The organism is Pseudonocardia xinjiangensis (assembly GCF_050948425.1).
In the GTDB taxonomy this organism is placed as follows: domain Bacteria; phylum Actinomycetota; class Actinomycetes; order Mycobacteriales; family Pseudonocardiaceae; genus Pseudonocardia; species Pseudonocardia xinjiangensis.
The window spans coordinates 1,155,700-1,168,152 of sequence record NZ_CP192009.1 but is presented as its reverse complement, the minus strand read 5'-3'; the positions used below and the strand labels follow the sequence as shown (position 1 = coordinate 1,168,152).

At 70.8% G+C, this 12,453-nt stretch carries 13 protein-coding genes; 7 read left to right on the top strand and 6 right to left on the bottom strand.

Translation table 11 applies throughout. The annotated features are described in order from the left end of the window. Window positions 1-23: 23 nt before the first annotated feature. The 3 genes from ACQPZA_RS05725 to ACQPZA_RS05715 all read right to left on the bottom strand — a co-directional run bounded on the left by ACQPZA_RS05725 (window position 24) and on the right by ACQPZA_RS05715 (window position 4,785). Complete coding sequence (locus tag ACQPZA_RS05725) at window positions 24-1,388, bottom strand: lysine N(6)-hydroxylase/L-ornithine N(5)-oxygenase family protein (protein WP_433279014.1); 1,365 nt, start codon at window positions 1,386-1,388, stop codon at window positions 24-26. Between the two features lie 146 nt (window positions 1,389-1,534). Further along, a complete protein-coding gene (locus ACQPZA_RS05720; protein WP_433279012.1) occupies window positions 1,535-3,655 on the bottom strand; it encodes an amylo-alpha-1,6-glucosidase in 2,121 nt (706 codons plus the stop codon). After that, window positions 3,652-4,785 (bottom strand): glycosyltransferase, encoded by a 1,134-nt coding sequence (locus ACQPZA_RS05715; RefSeq protein WP_433279010.1) that lies wholly within the window; start codon window positions 4,783-4,785, stop codon window positions 3,652-3,654. Before ACQPZA_RS05715 ends, ACQPZA_RS05720 begins: the two co-directional genes overlap by 4 nt. Window positions 4,786-5,212: 427 nt before the next feature. Between ACQPZA_RS05715 and hpf the strand changes: the two genes are divergently transcribed. The 3 genes from hpf to ACQPZA_RS05700 are packed head-to-tail and all read left to right on the top strand — an operon-like array spanning window position 5,213 to window position 5,988. Continuing rightward, entirely contained in the window at window positions 5,213-5,575 is a 363-nt protein-coding gene (gene hpf, locus ACQPZA_RS05710) for a ribosome hibernation-promoting factor, HPF/YfiA family (RefSeq protein WP_433279008.1), read from the top strand. Next, window positions 5,572-5,775, top strand: coding sequence for a hypothetical protein (locus ACQPZA_RS05705; RefSeq protein WP_433279007.1), 204 nt, complete (start codon window positions 5,572-5,574; stop codon window positions 5,773-5,775). Before hpf ends, ACQPZA_RS05705 begins: the two co-directional genes overlap by 4 nt. A gap of 36 nt (window positions 5,776-5,811) precedes the next feature. Next, window positions 5,812-5,988 carry a hypothetical protein gene (locus ACQPZA_RS05700; protein WP_169394460.1) on the top strand — a complete coding sequence of 59 codons (177 nt, stop codon included), beginning with the start codon at window positions 5,812-5,814 and terminating at the stop codon, window positions 5,986-5,988. 11 nt (window positions 5,989-5,999) lie between these two features. Here ACQPZA_RS05700 and ACQPZA_RS05695 read toward each other — a convergent pair whose 3' ends face one another. The 3 genes from ACQPZA_RS05695 to ACQPZA_RS05685 form a co-directional block, all read right to left on the bottom strand. Next, window positions 6,000-6,158, bottom strand: a complete 159-nt coding sequence (locus ACQPZA_RS05695; RefSeq protein ID WP_169394461.1) for a DUF6307 family protein — start codon at window positions 6,156-6,158, stop codon at window positions 6,000-6,002. Continuing rightward, entirely contained in the window at window positions 6,155-6,691 is a 537-nt protein-coding gene (locus ACQPZA_RS05690) for a DUF5994 family protein (protein ID WP_433279004.1), read from the bottom strand. Before ACQPZA_RS05690 ends, ACQPZA_RS05695 begins: the two co-directional genes overlap by 4 nt. 232 nt (window positions 6,692-6,923) lie before the next feature. Beyond that, window positions 6,924-7,229, bottom strand: a complete 306-nt coding sequence (locus ACQPZA_RS05685; protein WP_433279003.1) for an RGCVC family protein — start codon at window positions 7,227-7,229, stop codon at window positions 6,924-6,926. Window positions 7,230-7,506: 277 nt separating this feature from the next. Here ACQPZA_RS05685 and ACQPZA_RS05680 point away from each other — a divergent pair, with 277 nt between their 5' ends. The 4 genes from ACQPZA_RS05680 (at window position 7,507) to ACQPZA_RS05665 (ending at window position 12,453) form a co-directional block, all read left to right on the top strand. Next, window positions 7,507-8,514 carry a methyltransferase gene (locus ACQPZA_RS05680; RefSeq protein ID WP_433278999.1) on the top strand — a complete coding sequence of 336 codons (1,008 nt, stop codon included), beginning with the start codon at window positions 7,507-7,509 and terminating at the stop codon, window positions 8,512-8,514. 550 nt (window positions 8,515-9,064) lie between these two features. Further along, window positions 9,065-9,529, top strand: coding sequence for a cyanase (gene cynS, locus ACQPZA_RS05675; protein ID WP_433278995.1), 465 nt, complete (start codon window positions 9,065-9,067; stop codon window positions 9,527-9,529). Window positions 9,530-9,848: 319 nt separating this feature from the next. Then, a complete protein-coding gene (locus ACQPZA_RS05670) occupies window positions 9,849-11,009 on the top strand; it encodes an NAD-dependent formate dehydrogenase (protein ID WP_433278993.1) in 1,161 nt (386 codons plus the stop codon). A gap of 100 nt (window positions 11,010-11,109) precedes the next feature. Further along, window positions 11,110-12,453, top strand: a complete 1,344-nt coding sequence (locus ACQPZA_RS05665; protein ID WP_433274076.1) for an IS30 family transposase — start codon at window positions 11,110-11,112, stop codon at window positions 12,451-12,453.

The following is a 12,453-nucleotide window of genomic DNA, read 5'->3' as shown; positions in this document are numbered from 1 at the left end:
GTGGGTAGCTGGAGAGGCCCCGGTCAGCGGGACGTGGCGGAGGCGGGTAAGCCGTCCGCGCGACGGTCCACGGTGGAGGCGGCCGAGCGGGCCGCGATGGACGTGACGATCTCGCCGCTGCGCACCGCCGTGGTGGACAGCAACGTCGAGGAGAGGCCGTGGGTGTGCTCGGTGGGGCCCTGCAGGTAGACACCTGCGGTGACCTCGGGGGCGGTGACCACCCGGTAGTCACGGTGGACGGCCAGCCGGCCCACGGTGTCGCGGTGGCAGTAGGCGCCGAACGGGCCGAGCAGCTCCAGCGGGTCGCACGGCCGATAGCCGGTGGCGAAGACGACGAGGTCGGCGACGAGCACGTCCCGCGTGCCGTCGAGCATCGACTCGATCGCCAGCTCGACCCTGTCCCCCACCTGCACCGCGCCGGCCGCCCGGGTGACGTTGAGGAACCGCAACCGCTCACGGCCCGCCACGCGCTCGTGGTAGTGCCGGCGGTAGAGCGTCTCGATCAGCTCGGGGTCGACCACGGAGTAGTTCGTGTTGGCGTGGTAGCCCAGAATCAGGCGCTTGGCCTCGTCCGGCGCGGAGTAGAAGTCGTCGACGGCGCCGGGGTCGAAGATCCGGTTCGCGAACGAGGTGTCGTCGGCCGGGCTGTAGCCGTAGCGGGTGAAGACGGCACAGACCTCGGCGTCGGGGAAGGTCCGATGCAGGTGGTCGACGTTCTCCGCGGCGCTCTGCCCGGCGCCGACCACCGCGACCCGGGCAGGCGGCCTGCCGGCCAGCTCACCGAGCCGGGTGAGCAGGTCGCTGCTGTGCCAGATCCGCTCCCCCAGCACCGCACCGGACGGGAGGTGGGGCCGCAGCCCGGTGGCGAGCACGACGTTGCGGGCCGGCTGGCGGACGGTGCGCCCGGCGGAGTCGCGGACCTCGACGACCAGATGGTCGACGCTCCCGTCGACCCCGACGGCGGGCTCGATCGCCACGACCTCGCAGCCGTAGTCGACCTGCCCGGCGAAGCGCGCGGCGGCCCACTCCAGGTAGTCGTGGAACTCCAGGCGGGTGGGGAACACGCTGCCGTAGTTGATGAAGTCGACCAGCCGGTCGTGGCGCTTGAGGTAGGCCAGGAAGCTGAACGGGCTGGTGGGGTTGCGCAGTGTCACCAGGTCCTTCAGGAAGGAGACCTGCATCGTCGCGTCCTCGAGCAGCATGCCGCGGTGCCAGCCGAACCGGGCCTGCTTCTCGACGAACCGGCACGTCAGCCGCTCGGGCGCGGTGGCGTTGTGCTCGGCGACGGCGATCGCGAGCCCGAGGTTGGACGGGCCGAAGCCGACCCCGACGACGTCCAGGATCTCCGTCCTGACCGAGGCGGAGTGTCCACGCCGGGGGTGCACCATCGTCGTCCTTCCGGCCGGGGAGATCTGGGTAGGCTTACCTTACAAGCCGTGGTCGACATCGCCCCCCTCGTCCGGAATCAGTGATTTTTATTACCTACGGGTTGCCTCCGATGACGTTCCGTGTGAAGTGGGGCAGCAGTGACGACTCAGCCGAAGCCGACGCGCAGCCCGGCGGGAGCGTTGATCAGCGTGGTGCCGTCGCCGTCATGGACGACGGAGAGCTCACCCCCCGCGAGGTTGATCCCGAGGGCCTCGAACCGGGTCACCCCCCGGGGAAGCACGGGGCTGAGCGACAGGGTCCCGGCCGGCACATCGGGATCCAGCCCGAGGCACAGCGCGACGATCGCCAGCGGCACACCTGCTGCCCAGGCCTGCGGACGGCAGGCGGTCGGGTAGGGGACCGGGAAGTCGCCCGGCTCACGGCGGTGTCCCCCGAAGAGCTCGGGTAGTCGGTCGTCGAAGACCGCCAGCGCGTCGAGCAGGTCACCGGCGAGCTGCATCGCAGGCTCGTCGAGCCCGTACCGGCGCAGACCCTCGCAGGCCAGCACGGTGTCGTGCGGCCAGACCGAGCCAACGTGGTAGGAGATCGGGTTGAAGCCCGCCATCTCGCCGGAGAGCGTGCGCAGCCCCCACCCGCTGGCCATCGCCGGGCTCACCAGGTGTGCAGCGACCTGCTCGGCCTCGTCCTGGGACGGGACGCCGCACCACAGCAGGTGCGCCATGTTCGAGCTGATCGCGTCGACCTGCCGTTTGTCACCGTCCAGAGCGAAGGCGAACGAGCCCGGCGCACCGCCGGAGCCCGGCCGCCAGTACCGGAGCCGGATCAGCTCCCGCAGCTCGGCCGCCTCCGCCATCAGGTCAGCGGCCTCTGCGTGGTCTCCGAGGTGAGCCAGCACCGCCGCGAGCTCGCGCCGGGCCCGGTAGGCGTAGCCCTGCACCTCGACGAGCGCGACGGGCGGCCGGACGAGCCGGCCGTCGGCGAACTGAACACCGTTCTCGGAGTCCTTCCAGCCCTGGTTGGCCAACGACCGCGATCCTGTGGGGCTGTACTCGACCAGCCCGTCACCGTCGAGGTCACCAGGGCCGCGGAGCCACCCCAGTGCCGCCCTGGCAGCGGGCAGCAGAGTCTCGATCGCCTCCCGCGGGGCGCCCCACCGCATCGCCTGGCCCAGGACGATCAGGAAGAGCGGGGTCGAGTCGACGCTGCCGAAGTACGGCTTCGCTCCGCCGACCGTGCCCTCCCCCAACCACGGGCGGTCGCCGAAGCGCACCTCGTGCAGGATCTTCCCCGGCTGCTCCTCGTTGCCCGGGTCGTCGACCCGGCCCTGCCGGGCGGCCAGTGCCGTCACGGCGTCGAGCATCAGTTCCGGCCGGAAGGCGCGGGCCTGGTAGCTGGAGATCAGCACGTCCCGGCCGAACAGCGCCACGAACCACGGAATCCCGGCGGCGAGCAGCCTCCGGGAGCTGTCCTGGTCGTCCGGGATGCTCAGCGCGTCGAGATCGACGAGCGAGCGCCGGCAACCCCGGGCGAGGTGCTCGGGCCGGCTGCGCACCACCGGATCCGGCACCGCCGCGGCACCGACCCGCTGGGGCAGCGTCGCACGCCGCTCGTTGCCCTGGCCGCGCAACGCCCGCACCTCGATCCGCAGCACCCACGGCCGGTCGCGGTGCAGGACCGTGTCCCACACCGCCTCACCGTCGGCCAGCACGTCAGGCGCCGGATCGAGGTGCACCGTCGTCGTGCGTGGCGTCCCGGCGGCCTCGAAGCACAGCAGGCCCGATGCCTGCTGTACCGCAACGCTGGGCGACGGCACACCGGGATCCCCGCCGAGCCGGCGTACCTCGAAGATGTCGGCGAAGTCGGAGTCCATCCGGATCGAGAAGCGCAACCGCACCGGCTCGGGCGTCCAGCAGCGCAGCGTGAGGGTCTCCGCCATTGCCCCTGCCGTGACGTGGCGCAGCCGCTCGCACTCGACCGGCGCATCCGGCAGCCGGTCCTGCAGGGTGGCGTAGCTGCGGAACCGGGCCACATCCGGACTGATCAGGCCCGATCCCAGATGCCGCAACGGTTCGCCGTCCACCGCCACCTGCAGCCGGGACAGGTGGCGGGTGTCGTCGGTGATCAGGCCGAACGGGCCGGGCGCGATGTCGCCGCGCTCGTCCGAGATCACGACGGTCAGCCCGGCGATGGCGGTGATCGTCCCGGGGCCGGCGAGCACGCCCTGGGTCGGGCCCTCGTCCCGTTCGGCTTCGATGCCGGCGGTCATCCGCTCGCCTGCGCGGGGGTGCGACCGGCCGGGAGCGCTCCCCGACCGGCGTGGAGAGCAACCACGGGCGGCCGGATGATCGACGTGCCCACCTCGAGCGGGTCGAGCCCAGCGGCGAGCGGGGCCAGCAACCGCTCGGAGCCGCCGACCAGCGCAGCTTGGGAGAAGTGCTCCGCGACGTGGCGACGGCACGCGGCGCGGTCGATCTCGCCGAGCCGGTCGATCAGCGGGCCGAGCTCGGCAGCGCTGTCACGGACGAACCCGGTCACCCCGTCGCGCACGATCTCGCGCACCGCACCGCGGTCGGTCGCGAGCACCGGCGTACCGCAGGCCATGGCCTCGACGAGCACCATGCCGAACGGCTCGCGCCACGAGATCGGGAACAGCAGGGCGGCCGCCCGGGAGAGGAACTCGTAGGTCGCCTCCCTGCCGAGCTCACCGAGGAACACCACGTCCGGGCCGAGGTGCGGCGCGACCTCGCGATCGAAGTACGCCTGCTCCGCGGGTTCCCGGCACTTGGCGGCGATGAGCAGTGGTCGACCGGCTTCGCGCGCCAGCACGATCGCCTCGGCGGCGCCCTTCTCGGGCGCCATCCTGCCGAGAAAGGCCAGGTACGGCTGCGCGGTGGCCCCGAACGGCACGGTGTCCACGTCGATCGCGTTGTGGCACACGCCGGCGAACGGCAGGTGCGGCGCCGCGAGCCGCTGGGAGCGGCTGATGGCGGTGAGCCGCAGGCGCGGCGCACGGGCGACGAGCCCTTCGTAGATCCCGAGCAGCTCACCCTCGAGGGTGCCGTGCACCACGTGCATCGACGGGATCCGACCCTGCGCGGAGAGCAACGCCCCCAGCGGACCGGAGTGATCGACGATCACGTCGACGTCGGCGAGCGCGTCCAGGGCACCGAGAACGTGCTGCCACTCGTCGGTGGCCATCCCGATCTGGACCGGCAGGTGGTCGAGCGGTTCGACCACGCGGACGCCCCCGACCGCCGAACCGGGCGCCGCGCACAACGTCACGTCGTGGCCGGCGGCGGCGAGCCCCGCTGCCTGCACCGCGACCACCCGCTCGATGCCGCCATAGGCGGGCGGCGGGATGGGGATCCAGGGTGGGGCAACGAGACCAATGCGCACGGTTCTTCTTCCGGTTGACGACGGATCCCAGCCACCCGGCGGACCCGCAGGTGCGGCGTCGGAGAAACTCTGGCGATCGTCGGGCTCTACGCGTACGCGTTCTGGTACGACCGGCACGCTGGGTCGTATCCGGGAGAGCACCCGACCGGCTCGATGGCCGTCACGTCAAGGGCGCAGGAACGATCTCTCCTGTGCCAGTGAGCGTCGCGGCGCCACCTGCCGTCAACTTTCCGGCGCCGGAGGAGATCCAGATCACGCCGGCGGGAGCCGGACACCGGCCGGCGCCGGCCCGAGATTTCTGATCGACACCGCCGCTGACCCCGGAATACAGGAGTAGAGTGGGACTACTGAGGGTATTTCTGAGCGAACATTCAGGCCTGCCGATGCCGTCGTGCGCATCCGAGTAATCAGCAGACCCAGGAAGGCCATGATGGAGTCTCCCGCCGAGATCGCCGTGACAGGTCGCAACGTCGACGTTTCGGACCATTACCGGTCGCATATCGCCGACAAACTGGCACACCTCGAACATTTCAACCAGCGCATCGTCCGGTTCGACGTCGAGCTGAACCACGAGCAGAACCCCCGGCAGTCGAAGGCGTCGCGGCGGGTCGTGATCACCGGCCGCGGCAAGGGGACCGCCGTGCGCGCGGAGGCGTGCGGCACCGACGCCCACGCCGCGCTCGATGCGGCGGTCAGCAGGCTGGAGTCCCAGCTGCGGCGCAGTCACGACCGTCACCAAGTCCACCACTACCGGCACCAGCGGGCCACGAGCGCACCGGTCCGGGCATGAGGACGGGTCGCGCGTTCGAGCTCGACGACTTGACGGTGCTGTTCGAGCTCGACCTGAGCGAGCCCGCCGACAAGAGTGACATCGAGGCCATCGAACGCATTCTGGCGCGGCTCCGCGCCGCCAACGACATGGTGCCCGACGACAGCCGGTGGAGCCCGGTTCGACCGGCGCTCCGCCTGGTTCCCCGCGCCTCGTCCTGAACCAACCGACACCACCGCAGAAAAAGGAGCACCAGGATGATCACTTTTCTTGGGGCGATCATCTTCATGACCGTCATCGCGATCGGCGCAGCCGATTGGAACAGCGGCCTGGGTCTCTTCCAGAAGTACACCCCGGTGTGGCGGGACGCGGACGGCCCGCGAGTTGCCTCGGGGTCCCCGCGCCGCCGCCAGCGCCGCGATCTGGAATCCTGATCGACGCCGTTCTACCGCACTTTCTCCGGAATATGGTCAATGGCGTACAGGACGTGCCCGGCGAGTTCGACGGCCTCTTCCTCGCCGAGCTTCGAGTTCTTCCTCAGTGCGCGGACGACGAGTTGTATGCGCTGGTCGTAGAGCGAGACGTACGTACTGCTGGTGGTCATGATCGGGCCCCTTCCGGGCTGTGAACGGCCGCGCCGTCGATCTCCGACCGCTGGTCAGCGGCATCGTCGGCGGAGCGTGCAGGGGGAGCGAGGAGCAGTGCCTCGACGCTGTCGGTGTTGGCCCGGTCAGCCGCAGCCCGGAGCGCGGCGAGCGCGTGCGGCGCGGTGGCCTCCGGGGCCACGACCAGGAGGGTGACGAGTTGCCGCCGGCTGTAGACGTCGATCGTGTCGCGGTGCTGCGAGCGGTACCCGGCGAGCCGGACACGCGCGCCGTCGATCGTGATCTCGCGACGGGTCGCACCCCAGTCGTCGAGGTTGTAGCTGACACCTTCGACGGTGCCGAGGCGAGCGGTGAGCCCGGCCAGCAGGGCGGGCGCCTCGGCGGCCAGGTCGCGCGTACGGGGCCACCATCCGCCGTCGACGGTGCCGGTGGTCGGCGCTCCCGGCTTCAGGTCCAACCGGAGGCGCTCAGGGTCATCGGGGGGAACGCGCGCGACGCTGCGGCTGGCAGGAGTGATGCGGACCGACGTCATGCCGGTGCTCCGTCCCCGGACGACGATCAGCCGTCCGCGTGGACTCTCGCCGGGGACGACAGGGGCTCGAACGCCCGTGCACGGAATATGCCCGACACCCGGAGATTACACCCGGTTGCTGTGCGTAGGACGCCGATCGGCGGCGCGCCGAGGTTCTGAGGCCGGAACGTCACCGGAGATCACCGGGGCAGGACGAACACCGGGCCCGTCGGACCTGACGGTCGGTGCCGGATCAGGCCGGAAGCCGGCAGACGCAGCCTCGGCCCGTGCCGCCGCCCTTGATCGTCGCGGTGCAGTACCGCGTGCTGATCGCGTCGTGTGCATCCCACGGATGCTCGCAGGCCAGGCAGGCCACCTCGGTCGCGTCCGGGTCAGCGGTGCCGCGCGGCGCCGTGAGGGTCGATGTGGTGGTCTGGGTGCTGGGTGCCGACGTGATGTCGGTGCTCCCGTCCCCGAACGGCAGTATCCGTCCGGTGTGGGCCTTCGTCGAGGACGACGCGAGCTTGGCCGCCCACGTACGGAATGCTCCCGACCCCACCGACGCTACGCCACGAGGGTCGGACAGTCGATTCGGGACGCGAGCCACCCGCCCGGTCCGGCAGCCACGACGCCGCGGGCCGCCCCGCGCCGCCACCACAGGCTCGCCGTCGGCAGCGGGTCCCATGCAGCAGCGAGCCGGCTCCATTCCTGCACCATTAGCGTTCTTGGCCTGATTCCTACCGCTGTTCACTCTCTTTGAAGTCGACCCGGCTGATTGAATTCCGGGCCTCTCAGTAAGGTCGGCCATCCGCCCGGTGGAAACAGGGAGAGCACGAATGACTGACGTCGAAATACCCCCCGCAGCGAAGATGCACGAGCTGCTCACCGGGTTCCAGGTGTCGCAGGCCCTCTTCGCGGTCGCCGAGCTCGGCGTGGCGACCGCCCTGCTCGACGGGCCTCGCGAGGTGAACGACGTCGCCGCCGCGGTGGGTGCCGACGCCGACACGCTCGGGCGGATCATCCGGTTCCTGGCGCAGCTCGGGGTGTTCCGCACGTCCGGTGACACGGTCGAGATCACCGACCTCGGGCGGACGCTCGCCGACGGCCCGGCCGACTCCCTCCGCAACGTCGCCCGCTACTTCCACCAGACCCACTACGCGCCCTTCGGCAGCCTCCTGCACACCGTGCGGACCGGCGAGCCCGCCGCGACGGCGTACCTCGGCAAGCCCTTCTTCGACTGGGTCATGGAGAGCCCGGAGCTGGCCGCCCTGCAGAACGACGCGATGGCGGGCTTCACGCAGAACGCCAGAGGCGACCTGCTGGACGTCTACGAGCTTCCCGAAGGCCGGACCGTCGCCGACATCGGCGGTGCCGACGCCACCCTGCTGGTGGAGCTGCTCACCGGACGTCCCGAGCGCCGGGGCATCGTCTTCGACCTGCCCAGCACCGTCGCGGGCGCGCGCCCGACCGTGCAGGCGGCAGGTCTGGACGAGCGAGTGGAGATCGTCGCCGGGGACTTCTTCGAGAGCGTGCCCACCGCGGACGTCTACGTGCTGTCCGCCGTCCTGCAGGACTGGGACAACACCGCTTCCCTGCGCATCCTGCGGAACGTCGCGAGGGCCGCGCCTGCGGGCGCCGCGCTGGTCGTCGTCGACATGGTGGTGCCCGAGGGCGACGCCCCGCACCCCACCAAGATGATCGACATCACGATGCTCGGAATGCTCGGCGGCCGCCAGCGCAGCGAGTCCGAATGGCGGCGGCTCCTCGCCGACGGCGGCTTCACCCTCCAGCGGGTCGTCAGCGGCTCGGGCTCCTACTCCGTGCTGGAGGCGACCCTCGCCTGAGGCGGTCCCGCCCCCGTCGTCGTCAGCGGCGGGTGAGTTCGCGGCCGAGGTCCTTCCGAAGGTGGACCTCGTGCCGGGGCGTTCGAACGCGGCATGACCCCTGGGCGCAGCACGGCACCGGTCGAGCCGTTGATCGAAGAGATCCACGTGTCGGCCCCCCGAAGGGTGAAAGTCTGGATCTCGCGGCGACCAACCGGACCACCCCCGCGAGTCGCCCGTTTCGTGCGCGCGAGTCGCCCGATCCGACCGCGCGAGTCGCCCGATTCGCGCCCGGGCGGCCGGTCGCGCGGGTCGTACGCCCCGCCTGCGCGGAGCCCGTTGGGCGGTGCGGGACCCGCGTCTCAGCCCCCTGACGGGCGAAACCACGCATCTCGCGGCGACCAACCCGGCCCACCCCCACGAGTCGCCCCGTTCCCGCCGGCGGGGTCAAGGACTCCGGTCCGGGTCGCGAGCTCGGACCGGAGGGCTCGTGGCCTATCAAGCTGTGCAGTCGGTCTACCTTCAGGCGGGACTGTTGCCGTCCCGGGCCCTTCGACGTGAGGATCTCCCGATGAGCAGCATCCCCGTACCGCCCCTCGACCGTCGGCAGGCTGCCACGGCCGTGCTTGCCGCAAAGAAGCGCACCGGTGTGCGCTGGGCCGACCTCGGCAAGGCGATCGGCATGTCCACCGAGTGGACCACCGCAGCCCTGCTCGGCCAGCACCCGCTGACCGATGAGCAGGCCCGCACCCTCGGCTCCGTGCTGGATCTCGACCCCGCCGTCGTCGAGGCGCTGACCCTGCCCCCCGTCCGCGGCAAGGACGTCGCCGACACGTCCGAGCCGCTGGTCTACCGGCTGCAGGAGATGGTCCAGGTCTACGGCAGCACGATCCACGAGCTCGTCCGTGAGGAGTTCGGGGACGGAATCGTCAGCGCCATCGACTTCGAGCTCGAACTCGAGCGGGTGCCCGACCCGAAGGGCGACCGCGTCCGGATCACACTGAACGGGAAGTTCCTGCCCTACCGCACCTGGTAACGGGCACTGGTCACGGGCGCCGCGATTACCGGCACGTCCGGCGACACCCATTTCCTCCTACTCCGCGCATGCAGCACGTAGGCCAACTAGTTTCAGTGCAACTAGCCGGCGTCCGCCACCGCCACACGGCTGCGCCGACCGCCGATCCCCCAGCGATCCGCCCGGCAGCAGGGCCGCAGCCCTGGCACGGCCCGATCTCGGGTGATCGACGCGATGAATGAGCTCATAGCGAGAATCGTCGTCGCCGCTATTGCCGGACGGCCGCCAATCCGCCACGGTCATTGCCGAGAGGGAATATCGGAATTCGAAGGAGACGGCGATGGCGAAAGTGCTTTGCGTCCTGTACGACGACCCGATCGACGGTTACCCGAAGACTTATGCCCGTGATGGTCTGCCGGTTCTGAACGGCTACCCCGGCGGGCAGACGCTGCCCACCCCGTCAGCGATCGACTTCACCCCCGGCGAGCTGCTGGGCAGCGTGTCCGGTGAGCTCGGCCTGCGGGCCTTCCTCGAAGGCCTGGGCCACGAACTGGTGGTCACCTCCGACAAGGAGGGACCCGACTCCGAGTTCGACCGCCACCTCGCCGACGCCGAGGTCGTGATCTCCCAGCCGTTCTGGCCCGCCTACCTCACCGCGGAACGCATCCAGAAGGCCCCCAACCTCAAGCTCGCCCTCACCGCCGGGATCGGCTCCGACCACGTCGACCTCGACGCCGCCATCGCCCACGGCGTCACCGTGGCCGAGGTGACCTTCTGCAACAGCATCAGCGTCGCCGAGCACGTCGTGATGATGATCCTGTCCCTGGTGCGCAACTACCTCCCGTCCCACGAGTGGGTTCGCCGGGGCGGCTGGAACATCGCCGACGGCGTCGCGCGCTCCTACGACCTGGAAGGCATGGACGTCGGCACGGTCGCCGCGGGCCGCATCGGCCTCGCCGTGCTGCGCCGCCTCGCGCCCTTCGACGTCCGCCTGCACTACACCGACCGTCACCGGCTCCCCGCCGCCGTGGAGGAAGAGCTCGGCCTGACCTTCCACGCCAGCACCCAGGACATGGTTCCGCACTGCGACGTGGTCACCATCAACGCGCCGCTGCACCCCGAGACCCAGGGCCTGTTCGGCGACGAACTGCTCGGCACGATGCGCCGCGGCGCCTACCTGATCAACACCGCCCGCGCGCTCATCACCGACCGCGACGCGATCGTCCGCGCCCTGGAGAGCGGGCAGCTCGCCGGCTACGCGGGTGACGTCTGGTACCCCCAGCCCGCCCCGTCCGACCACCCGTGGCGGACCATGCCCCACCAGGGCATGACCCCCCACATCTCCGGATCGTCGCTCTCGGCCCAGGCCCGCTACGCCGCAGGCACCCGGGAGATCCTCGAGTCGTACTTCGCCGCCGCACCCATCCGCGACGAGTACCTGATCGTCGACGCCGGCAAGCTCGCCGGTACCGGAGCGCACTCGTACAGCACCCGCAGCTGACCCACCCCCACCCACCTCCCCACAGCATTTCGGAGCCGTAGTGCTGTGGGGAGGTGGGCGGATTCTGGGGGTCGTCGCAACACCCTTCTGACTAGGGGTGATGGCGGTGACAGGTCGGCCGAGGGTGTCGAGGGTGCGGGTGTGGGCCTTCTGGCGGGCGTGGAAGGCAGGTGCGCCGCTCGCGGCGGCGGTGGCTTGTGCCGGCGTGTCGGAGACGACCGGCCGGCACTGGGTCACCCAGGCTGGCGGGGTGATCCCTGATCTTGACGAGCCGTCGGGACGGCACCTGTCGCTCGCCGAGCGTGAGGAGATCGCGGTCGGGGTGGCGGCCGGGCTGAGCAATGCCGAGATCGCTCGCCGATTGGGCCGGCACCGGTCCACGATCGGTCGTGAGCTCACGCGCAATCAGATGATGTGGGGTGACCGACCGGCCCGGGCCCGGCCCGCGCGGGAGCGCGCGGCCCGCGCCCGCGCCCGCGCCGGGCACGACCCGCAACCAGGCCGGCCGGGACAGTCGCCAACCCCAGGCCTCGCGGCGGGCCCGGGACCCGCCCGGCGCAGGAATCTGTGTTATCGGGCGTGGGTGGCCCAGACCAAGGCCGAGCAGCGGGCCCGACGACCGAAACCGACCAAGCTGGCCGACAACCCCGCACTGGCCGCCCGGGTGCAGGCTGAGCTGACCGCCCGGTGGAGCCCGGAACAGATCGCCTCCAGGTTGCGCCAGGACTTCCCCGACCAGCCGGAGCTGTGGGTGTCCCACGAGACCATCTACCAGGAACTCTACGTGCAGGGACGCGGCCAGCTGCGCCGTGAGCTGACCCGCTGCCTGCGCACCGGCCGAGCACTACGCCGGCCCCACCGCCGCGCTGATCAGCGACGCGAACGAGCCCGGATCACCGACATGCTGATGATCTCCGAACGGCCCGCCGAGGCCGAGGATCGAGCGGTGCCCGGACACTGGGAAGGTGATCTGATCATCGGCAAGGACGGTGGCTCGGCCATCGGCACCCTGGTCGAACGATCCACCCGGTTCGTCATGCTGCTCCACCTGCCCGACACTCACGGCGCCCCACAGGTCCGCGACGCGATGATCACCAGCATGCACAGCCTGCCCGCGGCGCTGCGCCGATCGCTGACCTGGGACCAAGGCATCGAACTCAGCCGCCACGGCGAGATCACCATCGCCCTGGACATGCCGATCTACTTCTGCGACCCCCACAGCCCCTGGCAACGCGGCAGCAACGAGAACACCAACGGGCTGCTGCGCCAGTACTTCCCCAAGGGCACCGACCTCTCACGCCACACCGCCGTCGAGCTCGACCTCGCCGCCGCCGAGATCAACGCCCGACCCCGCAAGACACTCGGCTGGGACACCCCCGCCGAAGCACTCGCCCGGATACTCTCCCCACCCGCAACCACTACCGGTGTTGCGAGAACCCCCTGA

What these genes read in the sequence shown, in the direction of transcription:
- ACQPZA_RS05725 (WP_433279014.1), bottom strand. Translation starts at nt 1,388, where the DNA reads ATGGTGCACCCCCGGCGTGGACACTCCGCCTCGGTCAGGACGGAGATC.
- ACQPZA_RS05720 (WP_433279012.1), bottom strand. Translation starts at nt 3,655, where the DNA reads ATGACCGCCGGCATCGAAGCCGAACGGGACGAGGGCCCGACCCAGGGC.
- hpf (WP_433279008.1), top strand. Translation starts at nt 5,213, where the DNA reads ATGATGGAGTCTCCCGCCGAGATCGCCGTGACAGGTCGCAACGTCGAC.
- ACQPZA_RS05705 (WP_433279007.1), top strand. Translation starts at nt 5,572, where the DNA reads ATGAGGACGGGTCGCGCGTTCGAGCTCGACGACTTGACGGTGCTGTTC.
- ACQPZA_RS05700 (WP_169394460.1), top strand. Translation starts at nt 5,812, where the DNA reads ATGATCACTTTTCTTGGGGCGATCATCTTCATGACCGTCATCGCGATC.
- ACQPZA_RS05695 (WP_169394461.1), bottom strand. Translation starts at nt 6,158, where the DNA reads ATGACCACCAGCAGTACGTACGTCTCGCTCTACGACCAGCGCATACAA.
- ACQPZA_RS05690 (WP_433279004.1), bottom strand. Translation starts at nt 6,691, where the DNA reads ATGACGTCGGTCCGCATCACTCCTGCCAGCCGCAGCGTCGCGCGCGTT.
- ACQPZA_RS05680 (WP_433278999.1), top strand. Translation starts at nt 7,507, where the DNA reads ATGACTGACGTCGAAATACCCCCCGCAGCGAAGATGCACGAGCTGCTC.
- cynS (WP_433278995.1), top strand. Translation starts at nt 9,065, where the DNA reads ATGAGCAGCATCCCCGTACCGCCCCTCGACCGTCGGCAGGCTGCCACG.
- ACQPZA_RS05670 (WP_433278993.1), top strand. Translation starts at nt 9,849, where the DNA reads ATGGCGAAAGTGCTTTGCGTCCTGTACGACGACCCGATCGACGGTTAC.
- ACQPZA_RS05665 (WP_433274076.1), top strand. Translation starts at nt 11,110, where the DNA reads ATGGCGGTGACAGGTCGGCCGAGGGTGTCGAGGGTGCGGGTGTGGGCC.